Annotated in this window: 17 protein-coding genes; 12 read left to right on the top strand and 5 right to left on the bottom strand. The window is 37.0% G+C overall.

Annotated features, from left to right (window positions below):
* Positions 1-14 precede the first annotated feature (14 nt).
* From J0L69_12150 to J0L69_12135, 4 genes are read left to right on the top strand one after another with little or no spacing between them, the layout of a single operon-like run.
* On the top strand, positions 15-986 hold the full coding sequence (locus J0L69_12150) for a CPBP family intramembrane metalloprotease (GenBank protein ID MBN8693939.1): 972 nt from the start codon (positions 15-17) through the stop codon (positions 984-986).
* Positions 987-990: 4 nt separating this feature from the next.
* Positions 991-2,841, top strand: coding sequence for a peptidase M61 (locus J0L69_12145; GenBank protein MBN8693938.1), 1,851 nt, complete (start codon positions 991-993; stop codon positions 2,839-2,841).
* Positions 2,842-2,856: 15 nt separating this feature from the next.
* Complete coding sequence (locus tag J0L69_12140; GenBank protein ID MBN8693937.1) at positions 2,857-4,818, top strand: PD40 domain-containing protein; 1,962 nt, start codon at positions 2,857-2,859, stop codon at positions 4,816-4,818.
* 7 nt (positions 4,819-4,825) lie between these two features.
* Complete coding sequence (locus J0L69_12135) at positions 4,826-6,373, top strand: phospholipase D family protein (GenBank protein ID MBN8693936.1); 1,548 nt, start codon at positions 4,826-4,828, stop codon at positions 6,371-6,373.
* A 30-nt stretch (positions 6,374-6,403) separates the two neighbouring features.
* Here the strand turns inward: J0L69_12135 and J0L69_12130 are convergent, their stop codons facing one another.
* The 3 genes from J0L69_12130 to J0L69_12120 form a co-directional block, all read right to left on the bottom strand.
* Positions 6,404-6,859 carry a YiaA/YiaB family protein gene (locus tag J0L69_12130; protein ID MBN8693935.1) on the bottom strand — a complete coding sequence of 152 codons (456 nt, stop codon included), beginning with the start codon at positions 6,857-6,859 and terminating at the stop codon, positions 6,404-6,406.
* Positions 6,860-6,985: 126 nt separating this feature from the next.
* Positions 6,986-8,179: an MFS transporter gene (locus J0L69_12125; protein ID MBN8693934.1), complete on the bottom strand. Its 1,194-nt coding sequence runs from the start codon at positions 8,177-8,179 to the stop codon at positions 6,986-6,988.
* Positions 8,179-8,460 (bottom strand): hypothetical protein, encoded by a 282-nt coding sequence (locus J0L69_12120; GenBank protein MBN8693933.1) that lies wholly within the window; start codon positions 8,458-8,460, stop codon positions 8,179-8,181. Before J0L69_12120 ends, J0L69_12125 begins: the two co-directional genes overlap by 1 nt.
* Before the next feature lie 130 nt (positions 8,461-8,590).
* On the opposite strand from J0L69_12120, the gene bioB reads away from it, so the two are divergent.
* The 5 genes from bioB to bioA are packed head-to-tail and all read left to right on the top strand — an operon-like array spanning position 8,591 to position 13,040.
* Positions 8,591-9,565: a biotin synthase BioB gene (bioB, locus tag J0L69_12115; protein ID MBN8693932.1), complete on the top strand. Its 975-nt coding sequence runs from the start codon at positions 8,591-8,593 to the stop codon at positions 9,563-9,565.
* Positions 9,566-9,575: 10 nt separating this feature from the next.
* Positions 9,576-10,040, top strand: coding sequence for a WG repeat-containing protein (locus J0L69_12110; GenBank protein MBN8693931.1), 465 nt, complete (start codon positions 9,576-9,578; stop codon positions 10,038-10,040).
* An 11-nt stretch (positions 10,041-10,051) separates the two neighbouring features.
* Positions 10,052-11,155, top strand: coding sequence for an 8-amino-7-oxononanoate synthase (locus tag J0L69_12105; protein ID MBN8693930.1), 1,104 nt, complete (start codon positions 10,052-10,054; stop codon positions 11,153-11,155).
* Positions 11,155-11,772 carry a dethiobiotin synthase gene (gene bioD / locus J0L69_12100; protein MBN8693929.1) on the top strand — a complete coding sequence of 206 codons (618 nt, stop codon included), beginning with the start codon at positions 11,155-11,157 and terminating at the stop codon, positions 11,770-11,772. The genes J0L69_12105 and bioD overlap by 1 nt, the downstream gene beginning before the upstream one ends.
* The gene (bioA, locus tag J0L69_12095; protein MBN8693928.1) at positions 11,772-13,040 is read left to right on the top strand and encodes an adenosylmethionine--8-amino-7-oxononanoate transaminase; all 1,269 of its coding nucleotides are present in this window, start codon (positions 11,772-11,774) and stop codon (positions 13,038-13,040) included. The genes bioD and bioA overlap by 1 nt, the downstream gene beginning before the upstream one ends.
* On the opposite strand, the gene J0L69_12090 is transcribed toward bioA, so the two are convergent.
* On the bottom strand, positions 13,033-13,467 hold the full coding sequence (locus J0L69_12090; protein ID MBN8693927.1) for a hotdog fold thioesterase: 435 nt from the start codon (positions 13,465-13,467) through the stop codon (positions 13,033-13,035). The two genes, bioA and J0L69_12090, sit on opposite strands and share 8 nt — an antisense overlap.
* Positions 13,468-13,519: 52 nt before the next feature.
* On the opposite strand from J0L69_12090, the gene J0L69_12085 reads away from it, so the two are divergent.
* From J0L69_12085 to J0L69_12075, 3 genes are all read left to right on the top strand, one after another.
* The gene (locus J0L69_12085; protein ID MBN8693926.1) at positions 13,520-14,086 is read left to right on the top strand and encodes a glutathione peroxidase; all 567 of its coding nucleotides are present in this window, start codon (positions 13,520-13,522) and stop codon (positions 14,084-14,086) included.
* Between the two features lie 97 nt (positions 14,087-14,183).
* Positions 14,184-14,900: a bacillithiol biosynthesis deacetylase BshB1 gene (bshB1, locus tag J0L69_12080; GenBank protein ID MBN8693925.1), complete on the top strand. Its 717-nt coding sequence runs from the start codon at positions 14,184-14,186 to the stop codon at positions 14,898-14,900.
* A 1-nt stretch (position 14,901) separates the two neighbouring features.
* A complete protein-coding gene (locus J0L69_12075; GenBank protein MBN8693924.1) occupies positions 14,902-15,591 on the top strand; it encodes a response regulator transcription factor in 690 nt (229 codons plus the stop codon).
* Positions 15,592-16,244: 653 nt separating this feature from the next.
* Here J0L69_12075 and J0L69_12070 read toward each other — a convergent pair.
* Positions 16,245-16,727, bottom strand: coding sequence for a dihydrofolate reductase (locus J0L69_12070; protein ID MBN8693923.1), 483 nt, complete (start codon positions 16,725-16,727; stop codon positions 16,245-16,247).
* Position 16,728 lies beyond the last annotated feature (1 nt).

The raw sequence follows: 16,728 nt of genomic DNA, 5'->3' as shown, positions 1-16,728 counted from the left end.
ATTAAATTAGCACAATGGAAAATCCTGAAATACAGGAAGAAAAAAAACTACCCTTTGATAATTTGTTTTTGAATGCCGGTTATGTAAATGGGAAAAACGAATGGTGGATGTATGTCTTTGGAGTTTGCGCTGCCATGCTGGGTTATTTTTTATTTCAGGTGGTGATGTTATTCCCGCTCATTAATGCCGCTATCAATAACGGAATTACATTTTCGCAAATTCAATCCGATCCCGAAATACTTTTTAATCCCGATAAAATCGGTCTGAATAAAAACATAGTACTCGCGCTTCTGTTTGGCATGTTTGTATTTGCATTGCTGGGTCTTTATTTGGCGGTAAAAAAGCTCCATTACAAATCCTTTTTATCCGTGATAACCTCTTATGATAAATTCCGTTTCGGTCGTTTCTTCTTTGCTTTTGGAATCTGGGGATTATTAATAATCATTGCAACTTTAGTGGGTTATTTTATGAATAGCGAGGATATCTCTATTCAGTTTGATCCTGTAAATTTTGCTATTTTAGTTGGCGTAACCGTATTGTTATTACCCATTCAAACGAGTACTGAAGAGATTTTATTCAGAGGGTATATGTTACAAGGCTTGTCGCAAGTTTTTAAAAACGGAATCTCTCCGTTAATTATTACTTCATTGTTATTTGGAGTGGTTCATATGAGTAATCCGGAGGCTTCTGCTTTTGGATGGGCAGTTATGTTACCTTATTACACCATATTTGGTTTCTTTTTAGGTGCTTTGGCGTTATTGGATGAGGGCTTAGAACTAGCAATGGGAATACACTGCGCCAATAATTTAATTTCCAGTTTATTGATTACGTCACCAAACGGTGTATTAAAAACCGATGCGATTTTTGTAGCTAAATCAGAAAATCCGGGAGGAGAATTTTTAACATGGTTTGTATTAGCGGCGATTACATTTACCATTTTTTGGCTCAAATATCGCTGGAAAAATTTTAACTTGCTTATTAAATAATTTTATGCTGAAGCGTATTTTTTTAATTATTCTGTGTGGCTTAAGTTCGATCACGGCTTTAGCGGATAAAGACTATCATTATCTTATTAATTTAAATAAGGTAGTGGATGACAAAATCACCATTGAGTTAACACCGCCCAACATGAGTGAAAATGAAGTGGTGTTTAATTTTCCTGCCATGGTTCCTGGAACGTATGAGGTGTATAATTTCGGAAGATTCGTAAGTAATCTGAAAGCTTTTGGTAAAAACGGAAGCGTAATTACTGTTCAGAAATTAAATGATGATTCTTATAAATTATCGCCGGCTTCACAAATTCAAAAAATAACATATGAGGTAGAGGATAGCTGGGATACAAAAATTAAAGAGAAAGTTGTTTTTGAACCGGGCGGAAGTAATATCGAAGACAATAAAAACTTTGTATTTAATACGCATTGCTTTTTTGGATATTTCACAGGATACAAACAAGCAAATTTTGTATTGGAGTTTGAAAAACCAAAAGGATTTTATCCTTCAACAGGCTTGAGCGATTTAACTTTAGGTGAATTCAGAGATGTAATTAAAGTGAGTGATTATAATTCTCTGGTTGATTCTCCTATTATGTACAATTTGCCTGATACGGCAACTATAATGGTGGCAAACACGAAGGTTTTAGTGTCTGTGTATTCGCCCAATGGTGTAGTTAGTTCAAAGTATGTCGCCAGAGATTTAAAACGTCTTCTTTACGCTCAGCGCGATTATTTAAACGGAGAATTACCGGTGGATAAATATGCGTTTTTGATTTATCTATCTGATAAACCAACACTCAGCGGTTCTTCGGGCGCTTTAGAACATTCTTATTCTTCATTTTATGTTTTACCTGAAGTAGATACAGCCTCCATTGCTCAAACGCTTAATGATGTTTGCGCGCATGAATTTTTTCACATTGTTACACCCTTAAATATTCACGCGGAAGAAATCGGTGATTTTGATTTTAATAATCCTAAGATGAGTGAACATCTTTGGTTGTACGAAGGATTAACCGAGTATTCAGCACACCATGCTCAGGTTTTAGCCGGTCTAATAGGCTACGATTATTTCTTTCAGGTGATGATGGATAAATACAATAATTCTATCGAACAATATAACGACACGGTGCCGTTTACTTTTATGAGTAAGCATGTTTTAACGGAGCATTATCATAAACAATACAATAACGTTTATGAAAAAGGCGCGCTCATTAATATGTGTTTGGATATTATGCTTCGTTATTATAGCGACGGTAAATATGGCACTCAGGAATTAATGCGCGATTTGGCAAAAAAATACGGTAAAGACAAATCCTTTAAGGATCCGGATTTATTTAATGATATAGAGAAATTAACCTTCCCTGAAATTCGTAAATTTTTAGATGAACATGTAGCAGGACGAAAACCTTTGCCAATGGTGGAAGTGTTTAAAATGGTGGGTCTCGATTTAATTAAGGAACGCGAAACAGAAACGATTACATTGGGTGGATTTGGTATCGGTTATAATGATAGTACAAAACGTTTGATTGTGATTGATGTGAATGAAGTGGATGAATTTGGAAAACAATTCAAGTATAAAGTAGGAGATGAGCTTTACTCTTTTAATAACCGATTGCTAACGCTTGATAATGCGCGGGAAGTTGTTGGAGATTTTATGTCTACAACTGCGGTTGGTGATAAATTGGTAATTGAAGTTTACCGTAAGGATAAAAAGGGAAAGTATAAATTAAAAAAACTGAGTGGTAAAGTAAAGAAAGTAAAGATTATTGAGAAAAATATCATTGATGTTTCCAAGAATCCGACTGAAAAACAAATTACAGCCCGCCGCACATGGTTGGGCATTGAATAACGAATGCGATTGTCTATGAAAAAAATAATTCTAATAGTAATTTGTTTATTATCCTACTATGGAATAAATGCTCAGTCTCTACCCCCGGGCAGCTATACAAGCACGAATAAAAAAGCCATCAAATATTACGAAGAGGGGAAAAAGTTTTATGAAGTAAGAAAGGATAAAGAAGCTGAAGAGGTTCTGTTAAAGTGCTTAAAGGAAGATGATAACTTTGTGGAAGCACATTCGGCTTTGGCTTTTCTTTTCATGGAGCATGGTCGCGCTGAAGAAGGTATTCCTCATTTTGAAAAAGCAATTGCAATTAATCCAAAGTTCTTTCCTCAAAACCAATATTATTTGGCCAATGCTTATATGATGGCCGGTAAATATGATAAAGCTGTTACAACGTACGAGAACTTTTTGAAAATCGAACGCGTGAATCCTCAAATGAAGGAAGCTGCTGCGAATGAAATCAAGAATGCAAAGTTTGGAGCAAATGCCGTAAAAAATCCAAAGCCGTTTAAGCCTGTTAATATGGGTGCAGGGGTTAATACTAATTTCAATGAATATTTCCCAAGCATAACGGCCGACGGCAAGCAGTTTTTATTTACGCGTGAAATTCGTGAAGGCGAACAAATTCATCAGGAAGATTTTTACATGAGTAATAAAGGATCTAGTGCTTGGGAAAAAGCTTTTCCCATGACCGGTGTAAACACACCCGGAAATGAGGGAGCACCTTCTATTTCTGCTGATAGAAACTACATGTTCTTTGCGTCTTGTATGGAGATGAGTGGCGACTATGGCTCACCGGACAGAAAAGGTTATGGAAGTTGTGATATTTTTTATTCGCAAAAAGTAAATGGTAAATGGACAAAACCCGTGAATGTTGGTCCGCCAATTAATACAGCGAATTGGGAAACTCAACCATCTTTTTCAAGTGATGGAAAAACGTTGTATTTCATTCGTGGTTTAATTAGTCGTGGTGATATTAAAGAACAAGATATTTATGTAAGCACCATAGGAGAAGACGGACGATTTACAACGCCAATTAAATTAAGTGATAAGGTTAATACTACAGGACAGGAAGAATCTGTGTTTATTCATCCGGACAATCAGACTTTGTATTTTAGCAGCGATGGACATCCGGGATTAGGAGGATTAGATATTTTCATGAGTAAAAAGCAAGCGGATGGAAGTTGGGGAGAAGCGGTTAATTTAGGTTATCCTATTAACTCATATAAAGACGATAATAGTTTGCTGGTGGATCCGAGTGGTAAAATTGCCTATTTCGCCAGTAATCGCGAAGGAGGCTTCGGTAATTTAGATATTTATTGGTTTGAATTACCGGAAGATGTTCGTCCGGAAAAACTCACTTACGTAAAAGGGAAAGTGTATAATGCTAAAACCAAAGAACCGCTCGAAGCAAAATTCGAATTGTTCGATTTAGAAACACAGCAAAATGTAACAGAGTCTTATTCCGATAAAGCGGGACAATTCCTTGTTACACTTACTGCCAACAAAAATTACATTGTGAATGTGAATCGCGATGGCTTTTTGTTTTACTCCGATAACTTTTCGTTAAAAGGGAAAGTGGCAGATTTTGACAAACCATTTCTATTGGATATTCCTTTACAACCAATTGATACAGGTAGTACAGTTGAGTTAAAGAATGTGTTTTTTGATGTGGATAAATGGGAATTAAAACCTGAAAGTAAAGCCGAGCTCGATAAATTGGTTTTATTCCTCACTAAAAACCCAAATGTAAAAATTGAGTTGGGCGGACATACCGATAACAGTGGTAAAAAGGATTGGAATAAAACTTTAAGTACAAATCGTGCTAAATCAGTATATGATTATTTAATTACTAACGGTAAGATTGCCGCGGCACGTTTAAGTTATAAAGGGTATGCCGAAACTCGCCCTAAAGTACCTAACGATACGCCTGAGAATAAAGCCAAAAACCGTCGTACCGAATTTAAAGTGGTTGGAAAGTAATTTCTGAATGAAAACAGCGCCTGTTAAATTATCTCTTTTTAAATTAGTTTTTCTTTTTGTTTTTTTCTCTTGTGCCGATTCAAAACCGGATCAAGTACCTGAGCAAAAAGCTGATTTCTGTTCGCAAATTCATAGCGTGGATTCTGCTACCTTAAGCAAGGAGCTGGAGCCCTTAGCGGATTCGATGCGAACTAAAACGGGTATTTATGTGTTGGAAGATGGTGATGGCGCCATGGTAACCCGTGCTTGGTTGGCCGAGCACGCCGAGAAAACTATCGATATTCAGTATTTTATTTTTTCAGTAGATAATGTTGGGTTAATAGCCTGTGATTATTTGGTAAGAGCAGCCGATCGTGGTGTAAAGGTGAGAATATTGGTGGATGATATTATGGTGGAAGCCGGTATTCACGAAATCCTCACCATGGATTCGCATGAGAACATTGAGATTAAAGTCTACAATCCCGGCGTTAATCTTGGTAAAAATTTAGTTCAGAAACTTGGAAAATTTGCTTTCGATTTTGTGAAAGCAAATCAACGAATGCACAATAAAACATTTATTGTAGATGATAAAGTAGCAATTACGGGCGGAAGAAATATTGCGGATGAATATTTTGATTATGATCATGAATATAATTTCAGAGACAGAGATGTCTTAATGCTGGGGAAAGTCACCGGTCAAATGCATACGTCTTTTGAAGAATTTTGGAATCATTCATTAAGTGTACCTGCCGCAAAATTGGTAAGCGAACCGGAGGAAAAATTTGATTCAAAGAACAGGTTTGAGCGTTTGCATCAATACGCTTGTAATCCTGAAAATTTTTGGCCACAGGTTCGTGAAAAAATTCAATCACTTCCAATGGTATTTAAACACATTCGCGAATCAGGCGAACTGGTATGGCTCAACGAAGTTCATTTTGTATCCGATATCCCCGGAAAATCTGAAAAAGCAGACGGCTTGAGCGGAGGTGTTACTACCTCTGCATTAATGAACCTCATTAATAAGGCTAAACATTTGGTTACAATTCAATCTCCTTATTTAATTACTACAAAACTTGGACAAGATTTATTTGCGGCAGCTGTAAAAAGAGGCGTGAAGGTGCGAATACAAACCAATAGCTTAGCCTCCACCGATAATTTGGAAGCATTCAGTGGATACCAACGTTGCCGCAAAGATTTATTAGAAGCAGGTGTGGAGATTTATGAATTCAGACCTGACGCAAAGTGCAGATTTGATATCATGACAGGCGCACTTCAAAAGAAAGTAAATTATACGCCCGTGTTTGGCTTGCATGCAAAGTCGATGGTTATTGATGATTCTATTACGGTAATCGGAACTTTTAATCTTGATCCGCGCAGTGCCAATCTTAATACGGAATGTTTTGCAATCATTCCATCTGTTAAAGTGGCAAATAAAGTGTTACAGGAAATTGAAGTAGAATTAAAGCCGGAAAATTCCTGGCATACCACATTAGATTGGAATCCTGATGCGGAAGCAGGAATTAAAAAGCAATTGAAAGCCTCGAGTAGAAAAGCAGTTCCTACAGGTATTTTATAATTACTTGAAATGCTTTGGTGGAAACTTAATCTACTTTTCTAATTCGCCCGTGTTAACATAATAATTCGAAGTTTGTTCTTCTTCTTTTGGTTTACTTTTTTTTACCGATACACTATCGCGAATGTTTTTCTGAACGGCAACAGCGGCAAACAAAGCCAATGTAAACGACATGCCGTAAAAACCTTTTTCACTTTTGTCCAGCTCTGCGTTCCATAATCCAACCACTAATAATAGTATCGACAGTACTGTACAAAACCAACTAATCCCATAGTAAATGGATGTAACCGGTATACCTTCCAAATCATCACGCACCGCTTTTTGCAATGAAATAACAGAAAAGAGACCGAACATTAGCACAGTAAAATAATAACCTTTTTCATTCAAATACATATTAGCATTCCATAATCCAACGATATAAGAAATGCCGCCGGTTAATAGCGCTAACCATGAAGCGCCAATAAAGGCATTTGAGGGTTTTTGAGTCATAATTTGTTTTTTAATTATGATTCAAAAGTAGAGGGGAATAAAATGAAATTTTTTGATGTGAATCAAAAATAGTATCGCTTAACTAATTTTCACAAATGAATAGATAATTCAATATTAAGTGAAGGCTTATTTGAGTTTGGTAAATCCAAGAGAGCAAATACAAAACACCATTGATACTAGTACAAACGCAATATTATATCCTTTATGATCTATGACTAAAGCTACTAAGTATGGGCCAAATGTTTGAGCGACACCCCAGGCCATTGTAAATAAGGCAGCATATTGTCCTCTGTTGTGTGGTTTACTTCTTTTTGTCCAGTATGTATTCATAAAAGGCATGGCAATTATTTCACCAATCGTAATTACTAAAATCATTAATAAGCTAATCATAGCTGCGGGACCCGGAATTAATAAACATAGAAACGATAAGGCGCAAATTAAAGTGCCGATTGCCATGTAAAATGAAATGTTGCGTTTTCCTTCTAACAGATAGATTAAAACCATTTCTAAAATCACAATCAACAATCCATTTACAGCCATCAAAAAACCTATGTATTTTTCACTTAAGAATAATCCATCGCGGAAATATTTCGGAACTGTAGTGAACAATTGAAAAAAGCATAAACCAAAAAGCATCACCAAAATAATATACCACAAGTAGGTTTTGTCTTTGTAAGCCGACTCTTCCGTGGGCACTTCAACTTCTTCTTTCGTTTCGTTATTTTTTAAGCGCGGTGATTTAAATGTATAAAACAATAAAGTAGCCGCGGCAATATTAGTCATTCCGTCTACCCAAAAAAGAAGTTCGTAATTATAGGATGCAATAATTCCGCCTAACGAAGCACCAACTGCCCATCCTAAATTTATAGCCAAACGATTTAAAGAGTAGGAGCGTGTTCTGTTTTCAGCTGTGCTATAATAAGCAATGGCACTAGAGTTGGCGGGCCTGAAAGCTTCATTAACCATACTTAAGAAAAATGTGGTAACGCAAATTAGTTCGTAAGCTTTTACTTGTCCGAGTGTAATAAACATTACACCACCGAGAAGTAAGCTTAATAATTGTACTTTATGAAAGCCAATCCGGTCACTTAATTTTCCTCCAATAAAAGCACCAACTATCGATCCTAAACCAAAAAGTCCCATTACCGTTCCGGCCTGACTTAGCGTACAGCCCATTTCCTTTGTGGTTAAGTATAAGGTTAGAAACGGAACCACCATAGTGCCACTTCGGTTAACTAATAAAATAAGTGATAAAGTCCAGGTTTGCGGTGATAATCCCGTAAATGAAGTTTTGTATAAAGAAAGCGTTCGGTTAAGCATTAATCCTGCGTTTTCTTTTTGCCTTGTTTTAATTGTTTTTTGTATACTTTCCTCTGACGGCGAATCTCTTTTTTATTTCCCTTGTTAATGTCATCACTCACGCGATCGCCTTTTTTCTTTTTCAAATAGGGATTATAGGCAGTTTTGTTTTTACGTTCACCCGGCCTCCAGCGCCTCCAAACCCTCTTTTGTTTGCGCTTTCCTTGCATCATGGCGTCGTTTTGAGCCGGCAATAAACTGTAAGTAAAAATTGTTAAAAGTGTGATAATTATCCAACGCATATTGCAAATAACGGAACTTAGCCGCCTAATTAACAGCCTGGTTCTGATTAGTTTTTAACCATTCAGCGTTATTTAAGCATAAAATTGCCTGTTTTAAGGGATATAACTATCTTTGTTTAAAGCGTTTTTTATGACTAAAAACTGGACTAAAGAAGAGATTTTAGAAGTGTATAATACTCCTTTGATGGAGTTGATTTATAAAGCAGCTGAAGTGCATAAGCAACACCATAAGGTTGGAGAAGTGCAAGTAAGCTCTTTGCTATCTATCAAAACCGGCGGATGTCCGGAAGATTGCGCCTATTGTCCGCAAGCTGCGCGTTATCATACCGAGGTAAAAGTTCATAAACTAATGGATGTTGCTGAAGTAACCGAAGCGGCAGATAATGCAAAAGCAGGTGGAGCCAGCCGTATGTGCTTAGGTGCGGCATGGAGAGAAGTGCGCGATAACCGCGACTTTGATAAAGTGTTAGATATGGTGAAAACCATCAATAGTAAGGGTTTGGAAGTTTGTGCTACTTTAGGGATGGTAACAGAAGACCAAGCTAAGAAATTAGCGGATGCCGGACTTTATGCTTACAATCATAATTTAGATACGTCGGAAGAAAACTATAACAACATTATTTCAACTCGTAACTACGACGATCGCTTAAACACAATTAAAAATGTGCGTAAGGCCGGATTAACTGTTTGTTCGGGTGGAATTATTGGTATGGGAGAAAGTATTGAGGATAGAGTAGGGATGTTGTATACTTTAAGTCTATTACGTCCTCAACCGGAATCAGTTCCTATCAATGCTTTAGTTGCCGTGGAAGGTACACCGTTAGAAGATCAGCCTCCTGTTCCAATTTGGGATATGGTGCGCATGATTGCTACAACACGAATTATTTTACCAAATACCGCGGTACGTTTATCTGCCGGTCGTCAGGGAATGAGTATGGAAGGTCAGGCACTTTGTTTTTTAGCCGGTGCTAATTCTATTTTCGCGGGTGAAAAATTGTTAACGACACCGAATCCTGATTATAATCAGGACATGGAAATGTTTAAAATATTAGGTTTGAGTCCGAAAAAGGCCTTCGCAGATAAAGAAAAAGAAGCCTTAGTTTAAAATCGAAATCATGAAAAAATTATTTTTTGTATTGAGTTTGTTTGTTGCGTTTCAGTTAAGCGCTCAGACTGAAGTATCCGCGAAATACGATCGTATCGGAAAATTCTATAATGGTTATGCCATTGTTGAAGTAGCGGGTAAAAAAGGATTAATAGATTCCTTAGGAAAGGAAACCATCAAGCCTGAGTGGGAATCTTTAACCGGATTTGGAAAGGATGGAATAGGATATGCACGTAAAAAAGGAAAGGTAGGTTTAATTAAAACCGATGGTACTTTGTTGGTTGAACCAAATTACGAGCGCATCAGTGGTTTTAAAAATGGCCGTGCTATTATTTGCAAAGGTCCGTTTAAAGGTGTGATTGATTTTAGCGGTAAAATTATTATCGAGCCGAAGTACGAGCATTTGAAATTCGAAGAAAGCGGATTGGTTCGCGCACGTGCGAGCGGAAAAGAAGTGCTACTTAAATTAGAATAACAAATTTCAAAATGGTGAAAGGCCCTTTGCATTTACTTCAGATGCTTGAAGAACGTAAGCGCAAAGGGCTTTTTCGTTCCCTAAAAAACTACCAACATCTCATCGATTTTAGCAGTAACGATTATTTGGGATTTGCTAAAAAAGAACTTCTTCAATCCGGAATCTCAAATAAAGGTTTTCAAAGTGGATCTACAGGTTCTCGATTAATTTCCGGACATACGGCTATTGTTGAAGACCTTGAAAACAAAATAGCGGAGTTTCATTCGGCAGAAGCGGCACTTGTGTTTAATTCGGGTTATGATGCTAATTTAGGTTTGCTATCCTCAATAACTTCTAAGCACGATTTAGTTTTGTATGATGAACTAATTCATGCCTCCATACACGATGGTATTCGTTTAAGTTTAGCGAAGTCATATAAAATCAAGCATAATGATATTGAGCATTTAAAACGAATGTTAGAGAGGAATACAGACGTTGCCGGAAACATTTATATTGTTGTGGAAAGTGTGTATTCAATGGATGGCGATTGCGCTCCTTTGCTTGAATTAACAAAAGTATGTGATAACAAAAAGATATTTTTAATTGTAGATGAAGCACATGCCATTGGTGTATTTGGAAAGAATGGCAGAGGCTTGTGTAATGAATTAGGAATTGAAAGCAGTGTTTTTGCCCGCGTATATACATTTGGAAAAGCAATGGGCTGTCATGGTGCCGCTGTTGTTGGTAGTCAGTTATTGAAGGACTATTTAATTAATTATGCGCGCTCATTTATCTATACTACGGCTTTGCCTCCACACAGTATAGCCACCATTGCTGCGGCTTACGATTTATTAGTATCAACCAATACTATCTCGAAGTTGAAAGAGAATATTGAGTGGTTTAACGATTTGGCGAGAGAGAAAGATGGATTCATTGAAAGTAAAAGCGCTATTCATTGTAGGGTTTATGGTGATAATAACAAAGTGAATGAGATTGAGAATAAATTTGAAGCGGCGGGCTTATTTGTTAAGGGAATTAAAAGTCCGACTGTAAAAGCAGGAAGCGAGAGAATACGTATTTGCTTACATGCATTTAATACAAAAGAAGAGATTAAAAGACTGATAGATTTATTATAATGAAAAACTATTTTGTAAGCGGTATAGGTACTAATGTTGGAAAAACCATTGTTTCGGCGATTTTAACCGAAGCTTTGTCAGCCGATTACTGGAAGCCCATTCAGAGCGGAACAAGTGAAGGTACCGATAAAGAATCAGTTCGGTCATTGGTGTCTAATACCATTTCTGTTTTTCATCCTGAAGCTTATTTGTTGAAAGAGCCTGCTTCACCACATTTGGCTGCCAAATTGGAAGATGTAAAGATTGAGAAGAGAAATATCCAATTACCATATACCTCCAATAAAATGATAATTGAAGGTGCGGGTGGATTATTAGTTCCTATCAATGAAAAGGAATATGTGATTGAACTGGCACAGCAATTCAACGCTTCGGTCATTTTAGTCGTAAGTTCTTATTTGGGTTGTATAAATCATTCGTTATTGTCAATTGATTATTTGCTGAATCATAATTACAAAATACATGGATTAATTTTAAACGGAGATTTTCAGGAAGATGTTAAGTCTGCAATAATTAATTATAAAAACATTCCTGTTCTTGCTGAAATTCCCTTTTCGAAAAATGCAAATAAAGAATTCATAAGCGAACAGGCTTCCAAATTAAATATCTATTTGTTTTAATGAACCTGAGTGAAAAAGATAAAGCATTTGTTTGGCATCCCTTTACCCATTTAAAGAATGCTGATGAGCCCATTGTTGTTGAGCGTGCAAAAGGATTGTATTATTACGATGTGAATGGTAATAAATACATGGACGCAATTAGCAGTTGGTGGGTGAATTTACATGGTCATTCGCATCCATACATTTCGCAAAAAGTGGCAGAGCAAGTAAACCATATGGAGCATGTGATGTTCAGTGGATTTACGCATAAGCCGGCTGTTGATTTGGCTGAACGCTTATTAAAGCAACTTCCTTCCAATCAAAATAAAATATTTTATTCCGATAACGGTTCAACAGCTGTTGAGGTGGCGCTCAAAATGGCACTTCAGTTTTGGAATAATCAAGGTGAAGAAAAGCCTTTGTTTATCGCTTTCGAAAACGCTTATCATGGCGATACATTTGGAGGTATGAGTGTAGGAGAAAGAAATGTGTTTAATAATGCCTTCGAGAAATTGTTATTTGATGTGGTGCATGTTCCAATTCCGAATGAAGGAAATATAATCAACATTGAGCGACAACTCACTACACTTTTTCAGAATCATTCTGTAGCCGCGTTTATATTTGAGCCATTGGTTCAGGGTGCTGCAGGAATGGTTATGTATGAAGCGCAATATCTCGATCGTCTTTTAGCCTTATGTAAATTAAATAAAGTAATCACCATTGCAGATGAAGTAATGACTGGCTTTGGAAGAACAGGAAAGTTTTTTGCGAGTGATTATTTACAAAACAAACCCGACATTATTTGTTTATCAAAAGGATTAACCGGAGGTTACATGCCTTTAGGTGTTACTTCATGCGCGGAGTTTATTTATAAAGGATTTATTTCCGAGGATAAAACAAAAACGTTTTTTCACGGACATAGTTACACGGCTAATCCAACTGCTTGTTCGGCTGCCTTAGCGAGCTTAGACTTAATGGAGAAGGAGGAGACATTTGATAGTATAAAGCGTATAGCACAATTACATGCCGGTTTCTTATCAAAGATTAAATCGAATGATAAGCTCAAAGATGTAAGGCAATGCGGAACTATACTGGCCTTTGAATTGAATACTGAAGAACACACGCATTATTTGAACAACGTTTCTGAAAAAATCACCACTTACTTTCTGAGTAGAGGTATTTTGCTGCGCCCGCTCGGTAATGTGTTTTATTTGATACCGCCTTATTGTGTTACGGATGATGAATTAAAGGAGATTTATTCTGCAATAGAAGATTTCCTCGCTAGTTAAATCTGTTTTTTGCAACGACCGTACAGGTAAAACGGCTCACACAACATAATTCATTTTGTTCGTTGTAAATGCGTATATCCCAAACGTGATTTTTTCCGCTTACATGAATAGGTTTACAAATGCCTGTTACCATTCCGCTCGTAACCGCTTTTACATGATTGGCATTAATTTCAATTCCAACACCAATAAATAAGTCGCGATTAACGGCGCACCAACTGGCAACACTACCAATGGTTTCAGCTAAAGCCACGGAGGCACCTCCATGCAATAAGCCAAAAGGTTGCTTGGTGCGATTGTCAACCGGCATCGAAGCTTTGATGAAATCATCGCCAATTTCAGTAAAAGTAATACTCATGTGTTCGCCCAAGGTGCCTTCGTTTAGGGCGTTAATTTCAGTTAAAGTGGGAGTGTTATGCCAAATGCTCATAATATATTTTAACTTTGTGTAAACATAATGATATTTGAATTGTTATACTACCATGAAAACAAAAAATATACTCTTAATTGCCACGCTTATGCTGTTTGGTTTTGCATTTAAATTTAAAAAGGATAACGGCCCTAAGCCAACTATTTATGGTTTTAAAGTTAAAACCATTGATGGAGCCGAATTGGATTTTGCTTCTTTAAAGGGAAAGAAAATCCTTATTGTGAATACGGCCAGCGAATGTGGTTTAACGCCTCAATACAAACAATTGCAGGAGGTTTATGAAAAGTACAAGAATAAAAATTTCACCATCATCGGTTTTCCTGCCAATAATTTTGGAAGTCAGGAACCGGGTTCAAATTCTGAGATTAAATCTTTTTGTACTAAAAACTATGGGGTAACTTTCCCTATGATGGAAAAAGTTTCAGTAAAAGGCGATGATATGTGCGAGCTGTATAAATGGTTAACACAAAAGGAGAAAAATGGGGTGATGAACAGTTCGGTGAAATGGAATTTTCAGAAATACATGATTGATGAAGAAGGACACTTAATCGACAGTGTATCGCCGGCAAGAAAACCGGATTGTAATAAAATCGTTAACTGGATAGAAGATAAGAAGTAATCGCTCACTTTATTAGACTATTCTAATGCCCGGTTTATCTAAATCGGGCATTTTTGTTTTTGTTAAATTCGTATATTCGTACGAATTCATTTTTTCTATGAAAATCGACATTTTAGCTATAGGTGTGCATCCTGATGATGTTGAATTGTCGTGCAGCGGAACCGTTTTAAAGCACATTGCCGAGGGAAAGAAGGTAGGAATCCTTGATCTTACACGCGGCGAATTGGGTACACGTGGTAACGCACAAATCCGAACCAAGGAAGCTATGAAAGCGGCTAAACTCATGGGTGTTTCTTTTCGCGATCAAATGAATTTGTCGGATGGTTTTTTTGCCAATGATGAAAAAACTCAGAAGAAGATAATCGAAAAAATCCGTCTCTATAAACCTGAAATCGTTTTATGCAATGCAATCAGCGACCGTCATCCTGATCATGGACGTGCCGCCAAATTAGTAGCGGATGCATGTTTTTATAGTGGTCTAATAAAAGTATCTACCACTTACAAAGGAAAGAAGCAGGATTGCTGGCGACCAAAAGCTCTTTATCATTACATTCAGGATAATTTCATTCACCCTGATTTCGTTATTGATATTACCGATTTTATGGATAAGAAAATGGAAGCTATCATGGCTTTCTCTTCACAGTTTTATAATCCAAAATCCAAAGAACCGGTTACGCCAATTTCCGGTCCCGAATTTTTGGAGGCAATTAAATCCAAGAATGTAATTTGGGGCAGAGCCATTGGCGCACGTTATGCAGAAGGATTTACGGTAAATAGATACCCGGGTGTAGAATCATTATTTGATTTAATTTAATATGAGTGATTCGGTTAATCATACCATTTTATTAGTAGATGATGAGCCGGATATTCTTGATTTCCTCTCCTATAATTTAAAAAAAGAAGGCTACACGGTTTATACTGCTAACAATGGAGCAGAAGGATTGGCAATAGCCAAAGAGAAAAAGCCGCATCTAATTGTATTGGATATTATGATGCCGGAAATGGATGGTGTTGAAACATGCCGACAATTAAAGGAGATTCCGGACTTAAAAAATACCATCATTACATTTTTAACCGCACGCAACGAAGAGTATACACAAATCACAGGATTTGAAGTGGGCGCTGATGATTTCATTACGAAGCCAATAAAGCCGCGTGTTTTTATTAGCAGAGTGAAAGCGTTGTTAAGACGTTATAAAAACGACACACCGGTTGTTGCAACTGTAGTTGATTTGGGCGCCATTAAAATAGATACAGAGCAGCACCGAGTTTATAAGAATGGTGATGTGATTGATTTACCCCGTAAAGAATTTGCGCTGTTGTTACTATTAAGCAGCAAGCCGGGAAAAGTATTTAAACGCGAAGTTATATTAGATACAGTTTGGGGTGATGATGTTGTGGTAGGCGACAGAACCATCGATGTTCATATTCGTAAGTTACGTGAGAAGCTGGGCGAAGAATACATTAAAACCGTGAAGGGGATCGGCTACAAATTCGAGTTCTGATTATTTCCCGCAGATTCCGCGGATAGGCGCAGATTTTTTTCTTTAAGTTTTCTGTTGCTTCATAATGAAATACTCTCTCCATAGTTTATTCGCGACTAAATCTCCAAATGACCAAAGTGCACCAGATTTTCTGTGCAGTTTTGTGCTTTTGTGTTTTGGTGGCTTATTTTTCTCTGAGCGTTTCTCCGTGCTGAATTTTGTTTCACGCAGAGGCGCAAAGACGCAGAGCATATGTTTATTCTGAAACTTAAGTGTTAAAAAAAAATATTTGTGTTCTTTCGTGAAATTAGTGGCTTATTTTTGTCCCGAAGATTCCGCGGATAGGCGCAGATTTTTTTCTTTAAGTTTTCTGTTGCTTCATAATGAAATACTCTCTCCATAGTTTATTCGCGACTAAATCTCCAAATGACCAAAGTGCACCAGGTTTTCCGTGCAGTTTTGTGCTTTTGTGTTTTGGTGGCTTATTTTTCTCTGAGCGTTTCTCCGTGCTGAATTTTGTTTCACGCAGAGGCGCAAAGACGCAGAGCATATGTTTATTCTGAAACTTGAGTGCTGAAAAAAATATTTGTGTTCATTCGTGAAATTAGTGGCTTATTTTTGTCCCGAAGAATGCGCAGATTTTATTTCAGTTGTCTTTGTTTTTTAAAGGATAATTACCGTCTTACAAATTTCTGGTAGGTGTAATCGAAATTGTTTTTCTCATCTTTGAAATGTTCTTCTTCCCATACCAATTCAAATTCATTCGATTTTATCTCCGGAAAAAAAGTATCTGCTTCGAAGTTTGATTTTACCAGGGTGCGGTAAATTTCGTTTACGAAGGGCATACTGAGTTTGTAAATTTCGGCACCGCCAATGATAAAAGCTTTTTCAACATCGCAGTTTTTTATCATTTCTTCAAAGGAGGCATACACTTCAGCTCCTTCAATTTTTAATTCCGTATTACGCGAAATGATAATGTTTTTTCGTCCGGGTAAAACACGGCCAATAGATTCAAACGTTTTACGACCCATAATAATCGGACTACCCATGGTTGTGGATTTGAAAAACTTTAAATCTGCCGGTAAGTGCCAAAGCAGTTTATTGTCTTTGCCAATTTCGTTATTTAAGCCTGTAGCAACTATCGAACTGAGGAGCATT

The organism is Bacteroidota bacterium, assembly GCA_017303905.1.
Lineage (GTDB): Bacteria > Bacteroidota > Bacteroidia > B-17B0 > Aurantibacillaceae > JAHEYG01.
The sequence above is the reverse complement of the archived record's forward strand: the minus strand, read 5'-3'. Positions and strand labels throughout refer to the sequence as shown.

Coding starts and splice junctions, on each gene's coding strand:
- J0L69_12150 (MBN8693939.1), top strand. CDS start 15: ATGGAAAATCCTGAAATACAGGAAGAAAAAAAACTACCCTTTGATAAT.
- bioD (MBN8693929.1), top strand. CDS start 11,155: ATGAAAAACTATTTTGTAAGCGGTATAGGTACTAATGTTGGAAAAACC.
- J0L69_12140 (MBN8693937.1), top strand. CDS start 2,857: ATGAAAAAAATAATTCTAATAGTAATTTGTTTATTATCCTACTATGGA.
- J0L69_12110 (MBN8693931.1), top strand. CDS start 9,576: ATGAAAAAATTATTTTTTGTATTGAGTTTGTTTGTTGCGTTTCAGTTA.
- J0L69_12120 (MBN8693933.1), bottom strand. CDS start 8,460: ATGCGTTGGATAATTATCACACTTTTAACAATTTTTACTTACAGTTTA.
- J0L69_12135 (MBN8693936.1), top strand. CDS start 4,826: ATGAAAACAGCGCCTGTTAAATTATCTCTTTTTAAATTAGTTTTTCTT.
- J0L69_12145 (MBN8693938.1), top strand. CDS start 991: ATGCTGAAGCGTATTTTTTTAATTATTCTGTGTGGCTTAAGTTCGATC.
- J0L69_12090 (MBN8693927.1), bottom strand. CDS start 13,467: ATGAGCATTTGGCATAACACTCCCACTTTAACTGAAATTAACGCCCTA.
- bshB1 (MBN8693925.1), top strand. CDS start 14,184: ATGAAAATCGACATTTTAGCTATAGGTGTGCATCCTGATGATGTTGAA.
- J0L69_12125 (MBN8693934.1), bottom strand. CDS start 8,179: ATGCTTAACCGAACGCTTTCTTTATACAAAACTTCATTTACGGGATTA.
- J0L69_12070 (MBN8693923.1), bottom strand. CDS start 16,727: ATGCTCCTCAGTTCGATAGTTGCTACAGGCTTAAATAACGAAATTGGC.
- J0L69_12085 (MBN8693926.1), top strand. CDS start 13,520: ATGAAAACAAAAAATATACTCTTAATTGCCACGCTTATGCTGTTTGGT.
- J0L69_12105 (MBN8693930.1), top strand. CDS start 10,052: ATGGTGAAAGGCCCTTTGCATTTACTTCAGATGCTTGAAGAACGTAAG.
- bioB (MBN8693932.1), top strand. CDS start 8,591: ATGACTAAAAACTGGACTAAAGAAGAGATTTTAGAAGTGTATAATACT.
- bioA (MBN8693928.1), top strand. CDS start 11,772: ATGAACCTGAGTGAAAAAGATAAAGCATTTGTTTGGCATCCCTTTACC.
- J0L69_12075 (MBN8693924.1), top strand. CDS start 14,902: ATGAGTGATTCGGTTAATCATACCATTTTATTAGTAGATGATGAGCCG.
- J0L69_12130 (MBN8693935.1), bottom strand. CDS start 6,859: ATGACTCAAAAACCCTCAAATGCCTTTATTGGCGCTTCATGGTTAGCG.